The organism is Devosia sp. 63-57, assembly GCF_001899045.1.
Lineage (GTDB): Bacteria > Pseudomonadota > Alphaproteobacteria > Rhizobiales > Devosiaceae > Devosia > Devosia equisanguinis.
The window spans coordinates 219,761-236,748 of the sequence record NZ_MKUY01000003.1 but is presented as its reverse complement, the minus strand read 5'-3'; the positions used below and the strand labels follow the sequence as shown (position 1 = coordinate 236,748).

Genomic DNA, 16,988 nt, shown 5'->3' with positions numbered 1-16,988 from the left:
AAGGTTTGAGGAATTCATGGCGCGCCTCCAATCTCAAGGAACCAGATTCCGGGATGTGTTGTTCTCGGCATAGCAGCGGGGTGGATCGAGCGCCATTCCGCGGCCTGCCGCAGGCAGCGAATTTGTCTGCTGCGCCTCTTCACCGCCTGACGCGTGCTTCCTAAATTAACCCGGATCCGAGAATCGGAATTGGAGCTATCCATGCTGGAATTGCTGGCCGACCCGAATGTGTGGGTAGCCTTTGCCACGCTCACGATCATGGAGATCGTGCTGGGCATCGACAATATCGTGTTCATATCAGTGCTGGTTTCGCGACTGCCCCGCGAGCAGGCCGAATTTGCCCGCAAGCTGGGCATTGGTCTGGCTCTGGTCTTCCGGATCATTCTTTTGTTCCTGATCAGCCTGATCGTACAGCTGAAGGACCCTGTCTTTGCCGCCTTCGGGCATGACTTTTCCTGGAAGGACATCATCCTCATCGCCGGTGGTGGCTTCCTGATCTACAAGGCCACGCATGAAATGCATGCGGCCATCGAGGAGCCGCACGAGGTGGGGCTTGCTGATGCCGCCAAGGCGACGCTGCAGGCCATTCTCATTCAGATCGTGATCATCGATATGGTGTTCTCGATCGATTCCATCATCACAGCGGTGGGGATGGTGCCGGCGGATCAGGTCGCGGTGATGATCGCCGCCGTGCTGGTTGCCGTTGGTGTCATGTTCGTGGCGTCCGGCCCGATTGCCCGCTTCGTGGCTGACCATCCCACCACCAAAATGCTGGCGCTCGCCTTCCTCCTGCTGATTGGTGTGACCCTGGTGGCCGATGGTCTGGGTTTCCACATTCCCAAGGGCTATATCTATTCTGCAATGGCTTTTTCGGTGCTGGTCGAGGCGGTCAACATCTTCGCCAAGCAGCGCAAGCTAAGTCATTCCGGTGCTGTTGCGCAGAAACCCGGCTTTACGCCATTTACCGGGGATACCGGCTCGGTGTCGCCGGAGGTCGCCATCGCGGCGGTGAGCGGCCGGGGCGTTTCCCCGGCAACGTCTGGCGCCCTCGCGACGCCTGCGCCTGTCGGCCCCAAGCCTCGACCCAAGCCGACGGGCGGCGCGCAGTCGCGCCCCAAATCGGCGCCTCGCAAGCCCAGGAGCCCTAAATGACCAAAGCTATAGTTGTTCGCGAGACCGGTGGCCCCGAGGTTCTGTCGCTTGAAGACTGGGACGTCGCTGCGCCCGGTCCGGGGCAGGTGCGGCTACGCCAAACCGCAATCGGGCTGAACTTTATCGACACCTATCAACGCTCGGGCCTCTACCCTCTGCCAATGCCCTTTGTTGCCGGAAATGAAGGCGCAGGCATTGTCGATGCTGTGGGCGAGGGCGTCAGCGAGTTCCGGCCGGGCGATCGCGTGGCCTATCAGGGCGTGCCCGGCGCTTATGCCAGCGAACGGCTGATCGCGGCCGAGAAGCTGGTGCCGCTGCCGGACGGCGTGGATGAACAGACGGCTGCAGCCGTCATGCTCAAGGGCCTTACGGCCTATTACCTGCTGTTCAAAACCTGGGCGGTGCAGCGTGGTGAGACCATTCTCTGGCACGCTGCGGCCGGCGGCACCGGTCTGATTGCCACGCAGTGGGCCAAGGCGCTTGGAGCAACGGTGATCGGAACGGTGGGCAGCAGCGAAAAAGCCGATATGGCTCGCGCGCATGGCTGCGACCATGTGATCAATTATCGTCAGGAAGATTTTGCCGCTCGTGTCCGCGACCTGACGGGGGGCAGGGGCGTCGATGTCGTTTATGACGGAGTGGGCAAGGCCACGTTCGAGGGGTCTCTGGACAGTCTCAGGCCGCGGGGGCTGCTTGCCAGCTTCGGTAATGCCTCGGGGCCTGTAAGCGTGCCCGACCTCGGCATTCTGGCGCGCAAGGGCTCGCTATTCGTCACACGACCAACCGGCGTGCACTACTATGCTCGTCGCGAAGATCTGCTTGAGGGAGCGGCAGCTTTGTTCGACGCGATCAAGAGTGGTGCGATCAAGGTCGAGATAAGCCGCCGCTTCGCCTTGTCAGACGCTGCCGACGCTCATCGCGCCCTGGAAGGTCGGGAGACATCCGGCTCGGTGGTGCTCTTGCCATAAATGTGTGGGGTGCGGCCCTGCCTCTGGACAGCCGCACCGCACACGTCTAAAGCCACACCAACGGGTAGGTGGCAGAGCGGTTGATTGCTCCGGTCTTGAAAACCGGCGAAGGTGAAAGCCTTCCGGGGGTTCGAATCCCTCCCTACCCGCCATCCCCGCATCGGTACACTTCCTCAGCGATTGTAGTGGGCTTTCACAGCGCCGCATGCAACGATCGGTGTGTGCTGGCAGTTCATCTCACACTTCACCCTATTTGCCTCGTTCAACAAGCCAGGACGGCGAGTGAGCTATCTTAGATTTAAGCTTGGTCAATTGCTGCAGCGCATGTGGTTCTTGCCCGCCGCCTTTTCCCTGGCCGCCGTGCTGACAGTGGTGGTTGCCTATGTACTGGCGCGCTTTGCGCCCGACGAATTGCCGTTCGTTCTGCCGTCGAATGCGGTGCAGTCGATCCTGCAAATTCTGGCGTCTAGCCTACTAACTGTGGCTGTGTTCGCGCTTTCCACGGTGGTTGGGGCGTTCTCAGCGGCCTCAAGTGCCACCACGCCACGCGCCGTTCCGCTGATTGCCGGCGACCTGCAGGCGCAGACTTCAATCTCTGTATTCATCGGGGCGTTTCTTTATTCAATCGTCGGGATCATCGGGCTGTCCGCTGGTCTCTACAGCGACGCAGGCCGGCTTTTCCTGTTCGTCATGACCATTGGCGTGCTGGTGCTGGTGGTGACTTCCCTGATCCGCTGGATCGGCCATATTTCGGCTATTGGTCGCGTCGGACACACGATCGGCGTGGTCGAGACGGCGACGCGACGCTCGCTTCTCAGCATGAGCGAGCACCCGTTGCTAGATTGCCGACGCCTCGAGGGCGACGCTGAGGGGGAGCCGATCAGCGCCGCTAGACCGGGCTATGTGCAGCATTGTGATGCTCGTGCCATCCAGAAGCTGGCCGAGGAGCACGAATTGACGGTGGCGGTTCTGGCGCGTCCGGGGACCTATGCGACCCCGGTAAGGGCATTGATGCGGGTGCAGGGACAGGTCGACGAAGAGCTGCGGGATGCTTTGCTCGATTGCTTCGTCCTCGGAGATCAGCGCGCCTATGACACCGATCCACGTTTCGGTTTCATCGTGCTGGGCGAGATCGCCGACAAGGCGATGTCGGCGAGTATCAACGATCCGGGCACGGCAATCGTGGTCATCGACACGGTGACGCGGCTGCTGCTGGAATGGGAAGACGAAACCAAAAGCGGCGAGAATGATCGCGTTCTTGTGGCTCCACTGCTGCCGCGCGACGTGCTCGAAGATTTCTATCGCCCGATAGCCCGCGATGGCGCGCACATCATCGAGGTCGTGGCGCGGATGTTGAAAAGCCTCGAGACCGTCGCCGCCTGCAAGCCGGGCTTCGCCGATGCGGCAATTGCAGTGGCGCGAGACCTGGTGAGAAGGGCGGAGAAGGCGATGGAGGCGGACAGCGACCTTGCCGCCATGCGTCGCGCCGCCCACTGGATTGATTCCTGATCAGACGCCAGCGGCGCAGCCTACAGCACGCCGATGCCGGCCCAATAAAAAAGCCGCCCCAAAGGGCGGCTTTTGAATTTCCAGCCAGATCCTTTGGACCTTAGTGGTGGTGTTCCTCGGGGACATTGTCCTCGTCGGCCTGGATCAGCTTGGCGAGGTCGTCGCGGCTCATCTTCTTTTCGCTGATGTCGCCAAGACCGGCCACGTAGTCAACGACCTTGTTCTCGAAGATGGGAGCGCGCAGCGAAGCCAGGGCCTGCGGGTTCTTGCGGTAGTAGTCGTAAACCTGCTGTTCCTGGCCCGGGAAACGACGAACCTCGGCGATCAGCGCCTGCTGGTGCTCTTCGTCGGTCACGTTGACTTCGTTCTGGTTGCCGATTTCGGCGACCACGAGGCCCAGGCGCACGCGGCGCTCGGCGATGCGCTGATACTGCGCCTTGGCTTCTTCCTCGGTCGTGCCTTCGTCTTCGAAGGAACGGCCGTGGCTCTGCACTTCGTGCTGAACGCGCTGCCAGATGGTGTTGAACTCGGCTTCGACCAGTTGAGCCGGAACGTCAAACTTGTGGCCGTCATCGAGAGCATCGAGAATCTGGCGCTTGATGTGCTGGCGGCTCATCGAGTCGAGAGCGGCTTCCATCTGCGACTTCACGGCGTCACGCAGCGCCTGGACACTGTCGAGGCCGAGGCGCTTGGCGAAATCGTCATCCAGCTCGCCCTGGTTCGGGCCGTCGGCGTGCAAGATGGTGACGTCGAAGGTTGCGGCCTTGCCGGCGAGCTCGGCATTGCCGTAGTCGGCCGGGAAGGTGACTTCGATGGTCTTGGTCTCGCCCTTCTTCATGCCAACCAGCTGCTCTTCGAAGCCGGGGATGAATTCGCCGGAGCCGACGGTCAGGTGAGCGTGGTCGGACTTTCCGCCGTCGAATTCCTTGCCGTCGATCTTGCCGACGAAGCTGAGGCCGAGGCGGTCGCCGTCTTCGACGACAGCACCATCACCCTTGTCCGTGTAGCCACGGTTCTGGGCGAAGACACGGTTTACTTCGGCGTCGAGTTCTTCGTCGGAGATGTCGACGACTGGCTTGGTCAGCTTGACACCCTTGACGTCCATCAGGGTGACAGCCGGCAGGACTTCATATTCGACTTCGAATGCCAGGTCGGCCTTGCCGTCCAGGACGTCGTTGATGATGGCCTGGTCCTGAGGCAGGTCGACCTTGGGCTGGGCGGCAGCGCGCTCTTCGCGCTTGTCCAGGGTATCGGACACGGTGGTGTTGATCGCGTCGGTCATGACCTCGGACATCGCCGAACGGCCGTACATCTTCTTGAGATGCGCGGTCGGCACCTTGCCGGGACGGAAGCCCTTAATGTTGGCCTGGCCCTTGAGCTCTTCGAGCTTGGCGTCGAGGCGCGAGGCGAGATCCTGGGCCGGGATGGTGACGCTGAGCTTGCGCTTCAGACCTTCGTTGAGGGTTTCGGTAACCTGCATGGGGGTCTATTCCCGTAATGATTGATCTTATGGGCCGGGGCCACGATGGTGCGGGTGAGAGGACTCGAACCTCCACGCCTTGCGGCGCTGGAACCTAAATCCAGTGCGTCTACCAGTTCCGCCACACCCGCTTGGGTCCCCGTTGGCCGGGTTGGGGTTGCATCTATATGAAGAGTGCAGGCCAGTCAAAGCCTAGCTTGGCGATTTGGCGGCGATTGAGAACACCGTGGTGATGAGCCCGCCCTTCGTGACGAACATAACCGCAGTCTCCAGCGGCTCCGACGACAGGCCGTGGATGAGCTCGTGATCGATCACAGTGTCCCCAACCTCCATACGGCTGACCAGCTCTGCGCGCAGGCCCTCATGCACGAAGCGGCGGTTGGCATAGAAGTCGGCGAATGCCGGTTTGCCGTCCAGCAGCAATGTCATCTCCGGAAGGCTATAGCCCCGGACCTCTTCTGCGAAAGCCGAAAGGAAGCGCGGCAAGTCGCGCTGATTGTAGGCATCGAATTGCAGCTGAACCGCCTCAAGTGGCGTCATAAGCGTCATAATTGGCCCGTCTCCAACCCAAGTCTCGCATGTTTTGCCTCAATAATGTGCATTACGCACGGAAATTGGACACTCACATAGGTATGCGCCGTTTCCTGTTGCTCAGTGCTTGGCGCTAAGACTTTCTCATATAACATCTTTTCTTATTTTTGGCACCCTGGCATAGGCTGTGCATACCGATTGGCGGTAACTGCCGAAAACGGCCAGTGGAGGCGCAAGTGAAAAAAATCGAGGCTATCGTAAAGCCGTTCAAGCTCGACGAAGTCAAAGAAGCGCTGCAGGAAGTTGGCCTGCAGGGCATCACCGTGACCGAGGCCAAGGGTTTCGGCCGCCAGAAGGGCCATACAGAGCTCTATCGCGGCGCTGAATATGTGGTGGATTTCCTGCCCAAGGTGAAGGTCGAGGTGGTTTGCCCCGACGAGCTCGCCGAAAAGGCCATCGAGGCCATCCGCACCGCTGCGCAAACCGGCCGCATCGGGGATGGCAAGATTTTCGTCTATTCCATCGAGCAGGCCATCCGTATCCGTACGGGCGAATTCGGTGACGACGCGCTCTAGGCGCCGGCACTGCACAACCAGAAACAAACTCCGAATTAGACAGGGGAAGACCTAATGACCACCGGAGCCGAAATTATCCAGCGCATGAAGGACGAGAACATCAAGTATCTCGACGTGCGCTTCACCGACCTGCGCGGCAAGCTGCAGCACGTGACGATGGATGCCTCCGTCGTCGACGCCGACCTGTTCGAAGATGGCGTGATGTTCGACGGTTCATCGATTGCCGGCTGGAAGGCCATCAATGAGTCCGACATGGTTCTGATGCCCGATCCGAACTCGGCCTATATCGACCCGTTCTTTGCCGCCTCGACCCTCGCCATCAACTGCGACATTCTCGAGCCGTCGACCTACCAGCCCTATAACCGCGACCCGCGCTCGATCGCCAAGAAGGCCGAAGGCCTGGTGAAGTCGTCCGGTGTCGGCGACACCGTCGTATTCGGTCCCGAGCCCGAATTCTTCATCTTCGACGACGTCAAGTACTCCACCACCACCTACAAGGTCGGTTTCGAGATCGACGCCGCCGAGCTGCCGACCAATAATGACGCTTCCTATGAAGGCGGCAATAACGGTCACCATATTGGTCTCAAGAAGGGTTATTTCCCGGTTCCGCCGCTGGACAGTGCGCAGGATATGCGCGGTGAAATGCTCGAAGCCATGGGCCAGATGGGCGTCATCATCGAGAAGCACCACCACGAAGTGGCTTCCGCCCAGCACGAACTCGGCCTCAAGTACAAGCAGATGATCGCGTCGGCTGACGACGTGTTGATCTACAAATATGCTGTGCAGCAGGTTGCCAACTCCTACGGCAAGACCGCGACCTTCCTGCCCAAGCCGGTCTACGGCGACAATGGCTCGGGCATGCACTGCCACATGTCGATCTGGAAAGACGGTAAGCCGCTGTTCGCCGGTGACCAGTATGCCGGTCTGTCGCAGGAATGCCTGTGGTACATCGGCGGCGTGATCAAGCATGCCAAGGCGATCAACGCCTTCACCAACCCGACGACTAACTCCTATAAGCGTCTGGTGCCAGGTTTCGAAGCGCCGGTGCTGCTGGCTTACTCGGCCCGCAACCGCTCGGCTTCTTGCCGTATCCCCTTCGGCCAGTCGCCGAAGGCAAAGCGCGTCGAAGTGCGTTTCCCGGATCCGCTGGCCAACCCGTACCTGGCCTACACGGCGCTGCTGATGGCTGGTCTCGATGGCATCAAGAACAAGATCCACCCGGGCGACCCGATGGACAAGGATCTGTACGAGCTGCCCAAGGAAGAGCTCAAGGAAATCCCGACCGTCTCCGGTTCGCTGCGTGAAGCCCTGGAAAACCTCGACAAGAACCGCGACTTCCTGAAGGTTGGCGGCGTGATGGACGATGATTTCATCGATGCCTATATCGAGCTCAAGATGCAGGAAGTTCACCGCGTCGAAATGACCCCGCATCCTGTCGAATACGAAATGTACTACTCCGCCTAATCGCGAGAGCGGAAAAGAGAAGGGGCCCTGCGGGGCCCCTTTTTGTTTTGAGGCGTTGTTTGTCCCTGCGGTGAATTGGTAGCGCCGCCAAGTATGCGCTTCTCCCCAGGAGCCTATGGAACAGCGCCTGCATCGTCACCAAATGCTTGAGTTGAGCGCGCAATTGCGTCAACTGGGATGGTCGGCGTGCCGTAGCGCCGGTGCTTGTGAGGCCGATCGATGACTGTGCAGCCGGATATTCTCCTTACCCCCCAGCAGATGGCGGAAGCCGACCGGCTGGCGGTGGAAAGCGGCATCAAGTCCTTTCGTTTGATGGATGCGGCCGGCAAGGCGGTCGCCGACGCGATCGTCGAGCATTACTACCAGCGTTCGGTGCTGGTGCTGTGTGGTCCGGGGAACAATGGCGGCGATGGCTTTGTGATTGCGCGCCTGCTCAAGCAAAAAGGTTGGCCAGTGCAGCTTCGGCTGATCGGTGAGCGCGAATCGCTGCGGGGCGATGCCGCTGCTGCGGCGGCACAGTGGACCGGCCGGGCAGACCCGCCGACCGCCAAGGATATCGAGAACGCCGATCTCGTCGTCGACGCGTTGCTGGGCGCGGGCCTGGACCGCGACGTGGATGGTGAATTCGCTGAAATGATCGAGGCAGTGAACGCTTCGAGCCTGCCGGTGGTCAGCGTCGACGTCCCCAGTGGCATTGATGGTGCGACGGGCGACGTGCGCGGCGTAGCCATGATCGCCGATATGACCGTCACGTTCTTCCGCCTCAAGCCCGGCCACCTCCTGTTGCCGGGTCGACAGCATTGCGGCGAAGTGGTGCTGGCCGAGATCGGTATTCCCGAATCGGTCCTCGAGCGCATTGACGCCAAGGCTTGGCAGAACAGCCAGGGCAGCTGGTCCGTGCCAACGGCGCTGGCCGATGGGCACAAATTTGACCGTGGCCACGTCGCCGTGGTGTCGGGTGGGCCGCTGGAAACCGGCGCGGCGCGGTTGTCGGCGCTCGGCGCTTTTCGGTCGGGGGCAGGGGTGGTGTCGCTGGTCGGCAGCCGTGAGGCACTTGCTGTGCATGCGGCGCATGTGACTGCCATCATGCTCAAACCCGCCGAATCGCCAGCAGACCTGGCCAGTCTGCTCGAGGATAGGCGTATCAATAGTGTCGTCATCGGCCCGGCTGCCGGGGTCGGTGACACCACTATCCAGGGCGTGTTGGCCGTGCTCGCGTCGGGGGCCGCGGTGGTGCTCGATGCCGACGGGATCACCAGCTTCGCCAGTTCCAGCGAGCGTCTGTTCACTGCGATAAAGGCAAAGAATCGCCCGGTGGTGCTGACGCCGCACGACGGTGAGTTCGCTCGGCTGTTCGGGCAGGTGCCAGGTGGCAAGCTGGAACGCGCGCGGGCGGCAGCCGCTCACTCCGGGGCGGTGATCGTGCTCAAAGGCAGTGACACCGTCATTGCGTCGCCGGACGGTCGCGCCGCCATCAACGTCAATGCGCCGGCATGGCTTGGCACAGCGGGTTCCGGTGATGTCCTTGCGGGCATCATCGCCGGGCTTATGGGGCAGGGCATGGACGGCTTTTCGGCCGCCTGTGCCGGTGTATGGCTGCATGCCGAGGCAGCCAACCGCTTCGGCGGTCCCGGTCTCATGAGCGAGGATTTGCCGCTACTGCTCCCCGGCGTGCTTGCCAGCCTTTGATGGACGGCAAGCACCTGTCTGCTGTCAGAGACTGTCGCATGGCGCATCCATTTTCCTTTTAAGGTTGCCGGTGGGCGACCAGCAAAGTTCTGCCGCTGATGCGCTTCCGCCCCTTGGCGCTGCGTGCAGCGCGCCGTTTTCCCTTCGGAGCCCAAGATGAACAAGGCGCTTGTCGTCATTCTCGCCGCAGTGATGCTCGATGCCGTGGGCATCGGCCTCATCTTCCCCATTCTGCCGGCGCTATTGCGCGATGTCGGGCACACCACTGAAATTGCGACATTGCTGGGGATCATGCTGGCGCTCTACTCGGCGTGCCAGTTCCTGTTTTCTCCGATTCTCGGCGTGCTCAGTGACCGGTTTGGTCGGCGGCCCGTATTGCTGGTCTCCTTGGCTGGCGCGGCGCTCGACTATCTGATCATGGCGTTTGCGCCACAGTTGTGGATGTTGGTGGTGGGGCGGGCGATTGCCGGGATCACCAGCGCCAATATGGCGGTGGCCACTGCGTACATCACTGACATCTCCAGCGAAGATGAGCGCGCCAAGCGATTTGGCCTGTTTCATGCAATGTTCGGCATCGGATTTATTATCGGGCCGGTGCTTGGCGGGATTTTGGGGGACATCTGGGTACGCTCGCCATTTCTCGTGGCTGCGGCGCTCAATGCGGTGAATTTTGCCCTGGCGCTGTTCGTCTTGCCCGAATCGCGGCCTGGACGGAAGGAGGCCAACTTCACCTGGGATACGCTTAACCCCTTCAAGCCTTTGCGCTGGGCGCTGACGTTCAAGGCTTTGATTCCGCTGATGGCGCTTTATCTCATCATGAATCTCGTCGGCACCGTCTATGGCACGACATGGGCCATTTTCAGCGAGGACAGCTTCCAGTGGAATGGCTTGATGATCGGCCTGTCGCTTGGTGCTTTTGGCGTCTTCCACGCCTTGGCCCAGGCGTTTTTGACCGGCCCGGCCGTGGCGCGGCTGGGTGAGCGCTGGGCGCTGGTCGTCGGCATGGCGTTCGAGGTCGGTGCGATGTTGACACTGGCTTTTGCAACCCATGGCTGGGTTCTGTTCGTCATGGCGCCGGTTTTTGCGCTGGGCGGAATCGGTATGCCGGCGCTGCAATCCCTGACCACGCGGCAGGTCGATGCCGATCGTCAGGGGCAATTGCAGGGGGTTCTCGCCAGCCTTGTGAGCCTGGCCTCGGTATTCGGGCCGCTGCTGTTCAGCTTCGTCTATTATGGCGTGCGCGGGAGCTGGCCAGGCGCGATCTGGCTGGTAGCAATCGGGATTTACCTGCTCGCCCTGCCAATCATGCTGGGCATCGGCCGCTCTCGCCCGGCCATGGGCGTATCGGAGACATAGGGCCGCATCTGGTTCACAATTTCCCGGAAAACCGGGCGAAACTAGACTTGTGGGCTTGCTGGGGCCATTTTTCCGGTCCATTAACAGCTTTGCACCGTCAGGTCGCCGAAAACCCCCGGATTTCCTTGCGTATCGCGCAGAATCGAAAAAGGTTGACGGCATTCTGGTTCGCCAGCGAAGGCGGGCTTTCACTGTGAGGAAACGCTATGAACAAAAACGATCTGGTTGGCGTCGTTGCCGACAAGGCTACGATCACCAAGGCACAGGCCGCCGAAGCGGTTGACGCAGTGTTCGAGGCTATTACCGCTGCCCTGAAGAGCGGCGACGAAGTTCGTCTGGTTGGTTTCGGCACCTTCGCCGTTTCCCAGCGCAAGGCTTCCACGGGTCGCAACCCGGCCACCGGTGCTGAAATCCAGATTCCGGCCTCGAACCAGGCAAAGTTCAAGCCCGGCAAGGGTCTCAAGGACGCGATCAACTAAGATCGTGTGCGGCCTTTGCGGCTCCATCGGCTCCGAGCGTTTCACGCCGGGGCCGTTTTTGTTTCGCGAAATGTCTGTTGACGTTGCGCATCGGGCACCCTAATCAGGGCGCCATCCCGGCCGGGTCTGGCAAGGGCGATTAGCTCAGTTGGTAGAGCGCCTCGTTTACACCGAGGATGTCGGCGGTTCGAGTCCGTCATCGCCCACCATTTTCTCGTTTGCCCGCCGATTTCTCCCTCCGCCCTTATTTCTTATCCGTCGCATGAGCTTTTTCAGCTTGTGGGTTGAGCTATTTGAGTTTTCCACAGGTGACGGGGGTCGTGAGAAGTTTTTGCGACATTCGCAGATCGAGCGCTTGACCTGCCGAAAAGCGCTGGCTATATGAGCGTCACGTTCAGCGAACAGCCAAGCAGTTCGCCGATGCGGGAGTAGCTCAGTTGGTTAGAGCGCCGGCCTGTCACGCCGGAGGTCGCGGGTTCGAGCCCCGTCTCTCGCGCCACCCTTTCTCTATGAAATTGTTAGAGAATTTGTAAGGGTGGCGCTGGATGGCTCTGCGCTGTTTCAACTTTTTACGTTGGGCAGTTTCAACTTTTTGAACATGTTCTGTTCCGATGCCAGCTTTTGGCGTCCGATTTTTCGGGCTTCATCGGCCTGGCGAACGGCGGCGAAATTCACCGGCATGTAGGTTTTTTGCAGTTTCCGATTGTCGTCGATCGAATTGCCCATCTTCGCCGCAATTGATTCGACCGATGCGCCGCCGGCATTGGCTTCGACCGCGCCGGTCCGCCGCATATCCATCAGGCGCCGCCTTTCGTCCGGGCCAAATACTCTCTCCCGCAGATCAGCAAAATCGTCGACCAGGCTATCCTTGGTGTAGGGCTTGGGTGGCTGGGGGCGTCCGCCCTTTTTGCCCGGCTGGTAGCCCCGGCTCCAAAAGATCGGGGCATCCTCGTGCAGCTCGAAAGGCAGGCTGGCAATATAAGTCTCCACCAGTCGGCGCGTGCGGCGGCACAGGATGCCAACGGCAGCCTCGTTGGTTTTGCCGCGCTCAATGGTGAACGCCATGTCCGATTCGCTCTCAATCGCCTGGGCCGGCGTCAGTGTGCGCGCATCGACAGGCGAAAATTGTGTGTCCCAGCAGATTGCGATGATGCATGCGAGGCCGTGATAGCCGTCGCGAATTGCCTGTTTCACCATCCGGATCACTTCGCCTTCGCGCCAGGTCTGCGTGCGGCCCTTGACGCTCTGTTTGCGGATACCAAGAGACGGATCCTCGCCGGCGACCAGTTTGAAGCTGACCAGGATGTTATACAGGGCTCGCCAAATCTTGAGAGCGCGGCCCGCTTCGCCGACACCTTTCTTGGCGACCATGTGGTGATACCAGCGATCCAGAAGCTCCAGGGTGACCGTAGAAGGGGCTGAGGCGGCAAAGACTGGCTCGATGTAGCGCCATCCTCTTTCCCAGTCTTCCCGGGTCCGTGTGGGCTTGTTCTGCCATTCATGGGTCATTCGGAAGCGGGCGAAACCATCACCGACGCTGCCGGGCGGATAAATGCGTCCGGCGGGTGCCTCTTCCAGCCCCTTGCGGGCCCGCTGGTAACGCTGCTCCCACTCCTGGGCAATCTTCCACGCATCCGGGCCGTCATGGCCGCAGGGCACGATCTGAAAGCCCATGGCCTTCATCTTGGCCGTTGGCAACCAATAGCCATGCTTGCCCTTGCGGACCACGTAGTGTTTGAGCTTGATCTCAGCCAAGGCTGGCGAGCCTCTCCGCAAAACCATCAGCGGCATCTATCGCCGTTGGCCTAGAATTTGATAGGCCCGCCTTGCGGTCAAGCCAGGCGTCGATGGCGACTAGATCGTAATGGCCGGTGACGGCGTCGGGCAGGGGGAAGCCGTTCTGGCGCAGTTGGGGCTCGCTTTCCGCGAAACGGGCTTCGGTGAGGCCAAGGCGGCGCGCGGCGATGGGTTTTGGAACGCAGCGGGGCTGCACGCGGTAGCGCATTGCGGTCAGGACGGGGTGCCGTCCGCTCCCTCGGCTCGATTGACGATTTCCAGCAGCCGCTTGGGGCTCATTTGCCCCTCCCAAAGGCCATGCCGACGAGGCCCGCGACGATGCAGCCGAGGCCGAAGAGCAGATCGGGGGACATCATTCCCCCCTCGCAAAGGCCGGCAGCACGCCTTCGAGGGCCTGGCGGAACTGTTCTTCGACCTTGGGGGTAGCCATGAATTTGATCGTGGTCTTGAGCGGCGGGGCGGTGGGAGCCCAGCCGGCATGACGGCCGGCGACGATGTCGCGATATTCGGTGGCGAGGGCGATCTGGCCAGCGTCGTGAACATCGGCCGTGAGGCTGGGTTCAGGCGGCTCCAGGCCGAAGGCCGGGAAGATGGCCGTGTAGAGGATCTTCATCTCGAGCTTGACGATGTTGAAGCCGGCTTCGGTCATGAACAGTTTGAACGGGGTCGGCAGGTCACCGATATAGGCCTCGGCCGCGTCGTGCAGCAGGGCATAGACCCGGGCTTCCGGCCGCTTGCAGGCCGAGGCGACAACGAGGCTGTGCTGGGCCACCGAGAAGCTGACAGGCCAGATATTGCCGCCCCAGCGATTGATGCGGCTGAGCACATGCACGATGTCGTCGAGGCAGATCATTTCCGGACGCGGATCGGCAAAGTCGAAGGCGCGGCCGGAGGGCATGGTCTTGCAGAATGGGGGAAGGCTCATGTGCCGAGCCCTCCGATCATCAGGATGAGAACGAGGATGCCGGCGCAGAGCTGGCCAGCATCGGAGTTGAGGGCGGTGCAGAGGCGTTCGGTCATTTGCCGTCCCCATGGGCTTCGGCGATGTGCGCCTTGAGGCCTTTTTCGCCGCGGAGCTTCTTGTCGCAATGCGGGCAGGGCGTTTGGGCGCCGGAGCGGCTGCGTTTTTTGGTGCGGGTAGACGCCACGCGCTTTTCGGTCTGGGGCTCCATCAGTTGCGCTCCACCGGGTTGGCCGCCGGCACGTCGACATCGAAAATGCCGGCGACATCGGCCAGCGCTGCGCGCGCCTCGGCAATACGCTGGTGATTGGTGGCGGAGTTGACGCAGCTGCTTTCGGCCAGGTCGATGACGCGAGCGATGCGGGCGACGGCCTCAGCCGCCATAGCGTCCGGTTTGAAGGTGGTTTCCATCAGTTGGTCCACCCGGTCTGGCCTTCGGCGAAGCTGAGGGCGGCCTTGGCGCGGGCCTTGGGCAGGAGCAGGTCGATCTCGCCACTGGCAAAGCCGCGGCCCTGCAGCTCGGCCACGAGCAGCTGAGTGGGCGGCAGCAGCGAGGCGATGGCGTCGCTCATGTCACCGGCGATTTCCTCGAGCGATTTCTGGCTCGGGGTCTGGATATCGCGCACGACGCGCTTATTGGCCAGTTGTGCGGCCTTTTCGAGATTGGTCTTGATGAAGAGTGGCGGCCAGCCAAGCTCATAAAGCCTGCCCTCAGTCGCGCCGCCCTCAGTGTCGAGGGTGATGATGTCCTCGACGAAGCGGGACAGTTGCTCCTCGTGGGTCAACGGCCGGTCGTCGGCGGCGGCAAGAGCCGCGATCTTGGCCTGCGCCTGGACGCGGGTGGTTTGGGAATGAGGCATGATGCCCTCCAGCGGTGAAACTGGAGGGAATTTCCGATATGGAAATCACAATGTCAATGCAAAATATCCAAAATGGAAATTATGGCAGCTTTCTCAGGTCATCGGCTAGAGCGATCGCTTCCTTAAAACCAGCCAGTGTGAACACCTTGTCGACCGGGTAATCGTAGGGCCAAGTGTAGACGCGAGTAGTGACCTGGTTGGCTCCCGTCATCTGAGCAAGCAGCTTGGACGCAGGGGCGCAGCCATCTCCGTTGGTGGAAACGGGCGCATTGCTGTCGATCCTAATTTGAGCAATGCGGCCGGGAAAGCTGTGCCCAAAAGCGCAAATTTCTTGAGGGGTAGAAGATACGCCGTAGTATACAAAAATTCCTCGATTGGAAAACTGACAGGTTCGGCGGTCTGTCATGGCGTCTTTTCGACAGTCGACAGACCATCCATTGCCTCCGCTGTCAGATGCTAGCCGGAGGCCGCCAGAGCCGTCGGGATGCCTAGTTGTGATAAAGCCGCTGGCCGACACTTCTCCCTCCGATATCGGTGGAGGGGCCTTATGCTGAGGTGTAGAAGATGTTGAGGCGCAAGCGGATAGTGCGATCGCGCATAACGATGTGCAAGCGAGAATATTAAGCCAAGACATGTGTTCCCCCTAAATGAACACATGCTTGTACGTCAGATCTATCAATGGAGTCTTGCGGGATTAGCTAGCGCGCCTTCGTACAAAGTCAGCAAAATGCAGGACTTCGTTACGCTGCTCGTCCGACAAACCTTTGAGCAAGTCGGCGGGAGTTGGTGCCATTGGATCGCGGAAGAGGTCGGGCACCTGCACTCCGAGAGCATCGGCGAACTCAGCGAGCCATTCGGTATCGATTTTGCCGGGCGAGTTTAACTTCTTGGAGATGGCTCCCGGAGTTCTACCCATTCGTTCGGCCAGCCGCTTTTGGTCAAGCCCGGGCACTCTTTCCATCCATTCGCGGATGAAAATGCGTGGTGGTGTTCTGGGATGAATTCGCTCAACCATTTGCAACTTCTATCATTTTCCACATTGGAAAGTCAAAATTTCCAATGTGGAATTTTTGGCGTTGACGTGTGATTTCCGATATGGAAATCATAGCGCATGAACAGTCCCCTTAAAGATTGGCGAGAGAAGTCGCGGCACGGTGTCGAAAGTGCTGCAAGGGCTATTGGTGTTACGGCGGCAATGTGGAGCCGTTGGGAAAATGGTCGGCGCAAGATCCCTGCGGAGCGATGCCTTGAAGTCGAGCGCCTTACTGGCGTGTCGCGCTACATCCTCAGGCCGGACGTGTATGGGCCCGCGCCCGCAGCGCTCGAGGCCCAGCCATGAGCGCGTTCCGCATGTTCCTGGCGCGGTTGGCTGGCAGCTATGGGCGTATCGCAGCGAAGCGCCGGGCTCGATTTCTGCATCCCGGTGCGTTCGATCATGCGCCAGTGTTCCGTCCCATGCTGTCGATGCATGCGGAGGCCGCGGCTCTGCATGATGCCTATCTGCAATGGCGCCGGGCGAATGGTCTCGATCGCCGACCATCAGTGCTTCGGACCCATCTTCGCAGTCAGTCGACTTTCGCACGCCTGCTTGATCATCTCAGCAATGACCCGGGCGCGGTTCCGGGCCATAACGAGGGCTCGTTCTTCATCGGCGCGCTCCAGAGGCGCCTGGCCGGGAAAAACGAAGGAAGCGCTCGCCCGCTCAATCGCGTCATGAACGGCGCCCACCACGGCATCGACCATGCGGGGGTCATCGGTGTTTTCGGCGAGGCCGGTTGCCAGGTCGATAATGGCGTCGGCCAGGATCATGGTCGCCGTCTGTTCGGCAACCAGTTCGGTCTGGGTGTCACTGTTCGCAGCGTGCATGTGATTCTCCGTGGGTTCTTCGCCCGCATCAGAGCGGTTTTGCGGGGGAGAGTCGAATGACCGCCCCGCGCAATATGAGCAAAGCCGAGCGGGCCGCCCTGGCCGATGCGCTGCGCCATATGGGCCGGCAGGGTGTCGGCTATCGCGAGCTGGTGCGCCTGGGTGGCGTCGGCCATGGCGCCAGGGCCCGCAAGGGCCAGATCGTGCGGCGGCCAGCATGAGCGGATCAATCATCTTGCTTGCGTCTGGACGAGAGGGCATCGAAACGAGGGATCGGTTCGCAATGGTGCGGATCGGGCCT

Annotated in this window: 21 protein-coding genes and 4 tRNA genes; 14 read left to right on the top strand and 11 right to left on the bottom strand. The window is 60.8% G+C overall.

Translation table 11 applies throughout. The features are described from left to right. Positions 1-201 precede the first annotated feature (201 nt). The 4 genes from BGO80_RS01220 to BGO80_RS01205 all read left to right on the top strand — a co-directional run bounded on the left by BGO80_RS01220 (position 202) and on the right by BGO80_RS01205 (position 3,629). A complete protein-coding gene (locus tag BGO80_RS01220; protein WP_126151877.1) occupies positions 202-1,152 on the top strand; it encodes a TerC family protein in 951 nt (316 codons plus the stop codon). Then, the gene (locus tag BGO80_RS01215) at positions 1,149-2,120 is read left to right on the top strand and encodes a quinone oxidoreductase family protein (RefSeq protein ID WP_126151876.1); all 972 of its coding nucleotides are present in this window, start codon (positions 1,149-1,151) and stop codon (positions 2,118-2,120) included. The genes BGO80_RS01220 and BGO80_RS01215 overlap by 4 nt, the downstream gene beginning before the upstream one ends. Before the next feature lie 62 nt (positions 2,121-2,182). Continuing rightward, a tRNA-Ser gene (locus BGO80_RS01210) sits at positions 2,183-2,272 on the top strand. Between the two features lie 67 nt (positions 2,273-2,339). After that, positions 2,340-3,629, top strand: a complete 1,290-nt coding sequence (locus BGO80_RS01205) for a DUF2254 domain-containing protein (protein WP_286718331.1) — start codon at positions 2,340-2,342, stop codon at positions 3,627-3,629. A gap of 100 nt (positions 3,630-3,729) precedes the next feature. On the opposite strand, the gene tig is transcribed toward BGO80_RS01205, so the two are convergent. The 3 genes from tig to BGO80_RS01190 all read right to left on the bottom strand — a co-directional run bounded on the left by tig (position 3,730) and on the right by BGO80_RS01190 (position 5,658). Continuing rightward, positions 3,730-5,109 (bottom strand): trigger factor, encoded by a 1,380-nt coding sequence (gene tig / locus BGO80_RS01200; protein WP_126151874.1) that lies wholly within the window; start codon positions 5,107-5,109, stop codon positions 3,730-3,732. A gap of 46 nt (positions 5,110-5,155) precedes the next feature. Continuing rightward, a tRNA-Leu gene (locus tag BGO80_RS01195) sits at positions 5,156-5,240 on the bottom strand. Between the two features lie 61 nt (positions 5,241-5,301). Further along, positions 5,302-5,658: a nuclear transport factor 2 family protein gene (locus BGO80_RS01190; protein ID WP_286718329.1), complete on the bottom strand. Its 357-nt coding sequence runs from the start codon at positions 5,656-5,658 to the stop codon at positions 5,302-5,304. 218 nt (positions 5,659-5,876) lie between these two features. Between BGO80_RS01190 and BGO80_RS01185 the strand changes: the two genes are divergently transcribed. The 7 genes from BGO80_RS01185 to BGO80_RS01155 all read left to right on the top strand — a co-directional run bounded on the left by BGO80_RS01185 (position 5,877) and on the right by BGO80_RS01155 (position 11,702). Further along, on the top strand, positions 5,877-6,215 hold the full coding sequence (locus tag BGO80_RS01185; RefSeq protein WP_126151873.1) for a P-II family nitrogen regulator: 339 nt from the start codon (positions 5,877-5,879) through the stop codon (positions 6,213-6,215). Between the two features lie 54 nt (positions 6,216-6,269). Continuing rightward, a complete protein-coding gene (gene glnA, locus BGO80_RS01180) occupies positions 6,270-7,679 on the top strand; it encodes a type I glutamate--ammonia ligase (protein ID WP_126151872.1) in 1,410 nt (469 codons plus the stop codon). A 219-nt stretch (positions 7,680-7,898) separates the two neighbouring features. Then, positions 7,899-9,368, top strand: coding sequence for an NAD(P)H-hydrate dehydratase (locus tag BGO80_RS01175; protein WP_286718327.1), 1,470 nt, complete (start codon positions 7,899-7,901; stop codon positions 9,366-9,368). A 156-nt stretch (positions 9,369-9,524) separates the two neighbouring features. Continuing rightward, positions 9,525-10,724 (top strand): Tet(A)/Tet(B)/Tet(C) family tetracycline efflux MFS transporter, encoded by a 1,200-nt coding sequence (gene tet / locus BGO80_RS01170; RefSeq protein ID WP_286718325.1) that lies wholly within the window; start codon positions 9,525-9,527, stop codon positions 10,722-10,724. Positions 10,725-10,930: 206 nt separating this feature from the next. After that, the gene (locus tag BGO80_RS01165) at positions 10,931-11,203 is read left to right on the top strand and encodes an HU family DNA-binding protein (protein ID WP_035079006.1); all 273 of its coding nucleotides are present in this window, start codon (positions 10,931-10,933) and stop codon (positions 11,201-11,203) included. 133 nt (positions 11,204-11,336) lie between these two features. After that, positions 11,337-11,412 (top strand) — tRNA-Val (locus BGO80_RS01160). A 213-nt stretch (positions 11,413-11,625) separates the two neighbouring features. Then, positions 11,626-11,702, top strand: a tRNA-Asp gene (locus BGO80_RS01155). A 62-nt stretch (positions 11,703-11,764) separates the two neighbouring features. Here the strand turns inward: BGO80_RS01155 and BGO80_RS01150 are convergent. From BGO80_RS01150 to BGO80_RS01115, 8 genes are all read right to left on the bottom strand, one after another. Further along, on the bottom strand, positions 11,765-12,958 hold the full coding sequence (locus tag BGO80_RS01150) for a site-specific integrase (protein ID WP_286718316.1): 1,194 nt from the start codon (positions 12,956-12,958) through the stop codon (positions 11,765-11,767). Then, a complete protein-coding gene (locus BGO80_RS01145) occupies positions 12,951-13,208 on the bottom strand; it encodes a hypothetical protein (protein ID WP_286718314.1) in 258 nt (85 codons plus the stop codon). Before BGO80_RS01145 ends, BGO80_RS01150 begins: the two co-directional genes overlap by 8 nt. A gap of 144 nt (positions 13,209-13,352) precedes the next feature. After that, entirely contained in the window at positions 13,353-13,925 is a 573-nt protein-coding gene (locus BGO80_RS01140; RefSeq protein WP_286718312.1) for a hypothetical protein, read from the bottom strand. Positions 13,926-14,016: 91 nt separating this feature from the next. Continuing rightward, positions 14,017-14,172 carry a hypothetical protein gene (locus BGO80_RS01135; RefSeq protein ID WP_286718310.1) on the bottom strand — a complete coding sequence of 52 codons (156 nt, stop codon included), beginning with the start codon at positions 14,170-14,172 and terminating at the stop codon, positions 14,017-14,019. Beyond that, positions 14,172-14,372: a hypothetical protein gene (locus BGO80_RS01130; protein WP_286718308.1), complete on the bottom strand. Its 201-nt coding sequence runs from the start codon at positions 14,370-14,372 to the stop codon at positions 14,172-14,174. The genes BGO80_RS01135 and BGO80_RS01130 overlap by 1 nt, the downstream gene beginning before the upstream one ends. Continuing rightward, positions 14,372-14,821, bottom strand: coding sequence for a hypothetical protein (locus BGO80_RS01125; RefSeq protein WP_286718306.1), 450 nt, complete (start codon positions 14,819-14,821; stop codon positions 14,372-14,374). The genes BGO80_RS01130 and BGO80_RS01125 overlap by 1 nt, the downstream gene beginning before the upstream one ends. Before the next feature lie 79 nt (positions 14,822-14,900). Next, positions 14,901-15,227, bottom strand: a complete 327-nt coding sequence (locus tag BGO80_RS01120) for a hypothetical protein (RefSeq protein ID WP_286718304.1) — start codon at positions 15,225-15,227, stop codon at positions 14,901-14,903. Positions 15,228-15,515: 288 nt separating this feature from the next. Further along, positions 15,516-15,836 (bottom strand): helix-turn-helix domain-containing protein, encoded by a 321-nt coding sequence (locus BGO80_RS01115; RefSeq protein ID WP_286718302.1) that lies wholly within the window; start codon positions 15,834-15,836, stop codon positions 15,516-15,518. Between the two features lie 96 nt (positions 15,837-15,932). Here BGO80_RS01115 and BGO80_RS01110 point away from each other — a divergent pair, with 96 nt between their 5' ends. The 3 genes from BGO80_RS01110 to BGO80_RS01100 are packed head-to-tail and all read left to right on the top strand — an operon-like array spanning position 15,933 to position 16,908. Beyond that, positions 15,933-16,160 carry a transcriptional regulator gene (locus BGO80_RS01110; RefSeq protein WP_286718300.1) on the top strand — a complete coding sequence of 76 codons (228 nt, stop codon included), beginning with the start codon at positions 15,933-15,935 and terminating at the stop codon, positions 16,158-16,160. Further along, positions 16,157-16,747 (top strand): hypothetical protein, encoded by a 591-nt coding sequence (locus BGO80_RS01105; protein WP_286718297.1) that lies wholly within the window; start codon positions 16,157-16,159, stop codon positions 16,745-16,747. The genes BGO80_RS01110 and BGO80_RS01105 overlap by 4 nt, the downstream gene beginning before the upstream one ends. Continuing rightward, entirely contained in the window at positions 16,744-16,908 is a 165-nt protein-coding gene (locus tag BGO80_RS01100) for a hypothetical protein (protein ID WP_286718295.1), read from the top strand. The genes BGO80_RS01105 and BGO80_RS01100 overlap by 4 nt, the downstream gene beginning before the upstream one ends. Positions 16,909-16,988: the final 80 nt, after the last annotated feature.

Bases quoted from the DNA above. Each gene is read 5' to 3' on its own strand.
- BGO80_RS01220 (WP_126151877.1), top strand. From the start codon at position 202: ATGCTGGAATTGCTGGCCGACCCGAATGTGTGGGTAGCCTTTGCCACG.
- BGO80_RS01215 (WP_126151876.1), top strand. From the start codon at position 1,149: ATGACCAAAGCTATAGTTGTTCGCGAGACCGGTGGCCCCGAGGTTCTG.
- tig (WP_126151874.1), bottom strand. From the start codon at position 5,109: ATGCAGGTTACCGAAACCCTCAACGAAGGTCTGAAGCGCAAGCTCAGC.
- BGO80_RS01190 (WP_286718329.1), bottom strand. From the start codon at position 5,658: ATGACGCTTATGACGCCACTTGAGGCGGTTCAGCTGCAATTCGATGCC.
- glnA (WP_126151872.1), top strand. From the start codon at position 6,270: ATGACCACCGGAGCCGAAATTATCCAGCGCATGAAGGACGAGAACATC.
- BGO80_RS01175 (WP_286718327.1), top strand. From the start codon at position 7,899: ATGACTGTGCAGCCGGATATTCTCCTTACCCCCCAGCAGATGGCGGAA.
- tet (WP_286718325.1), top strand. From the start codon at position 9,525: ATGAACAAGGCGCTTGTCGTCATTCTCGCCGCAGTGATGCTCGATGCC.
- BGO80_RS01165 (WP_035079006.1), top strand. From the start codon at position 10,931: ATGAACAAAAACGATCTGGTTGGCGTCGTTGCCGACAAGGCTACGATC.
- BGO80_RS01145 (WP_286718314.1), bottom strand. From the start codon at position 13,208: ATGCGCTACCGCGTGCAGCCCCGCTGCGTTCCAAAACCCATCGCCGCG.
- BGO80_RS01140 (WP_286718312.1), bottom strand. From the start codon at position 13,925: ATGAGCCTTCCCCCATTCTGCAAGACCATGCCCTCCGGCCGCGCCTTC.
- BGO80_RS01135 (WP_286718310.1), bottom strand. From the start codon at position 14,172: ATGGAGCCCCAGACCGAAAAGCGCGTGGCGTCTACCCGCACCAAAAAA.
- BGO80_RS01130 (WP_286718308.1), bottom strand. From the start codon at position 14,372: ATGGAAACCACCTTCAAACCGGACGCTATGGCGGCTGAGGCCGTCGCC.
- BGO80_RS01125 (WP_286718306.1), bottom strand. From the start codon at position 14,821: ATGCCTCATTCCCAAACCACCCGCGTCCAGGCGCAGGCCAAGATCGCG.
- BGO80_RS01120 (WP_286718304.1), bottom strand. From the start codon at position 15,227: ATGACAGACCGCCGAACCTGTCAGTTTTCCAATCGAGGAATTTTTGTA.
- BGO80_RS01115 (WP_286718302.1), bottom strand. From the start codon at position 15,836: ATGGTTGAGCGAATTCATCCCAGAACACCACCACGCATTTTCATCCGC.
- BGO80_RS01110 (WP_286718300.1), top strand. From the start codon at position 15,933: ATGAACAGTCCCCTTAAAGATTGGCGAGAGAAGTCGCGGCACGGTGTC.
- BGO80_RS01105 (WP_286718297.1), top strand. From the start codon at position 16,157: ATGAGCGCGTTCCGCATGTTCCTGGCGCGGTTGGCTGGCAGCTATGGG.
- BGO80_RS01100 (WP_286718295.1), top strand. From the start codon at position 16,744: ATGACCGCCCCGCGCAATATGAGCAAAGCCGAGCGGGCCGCCCTGGCC.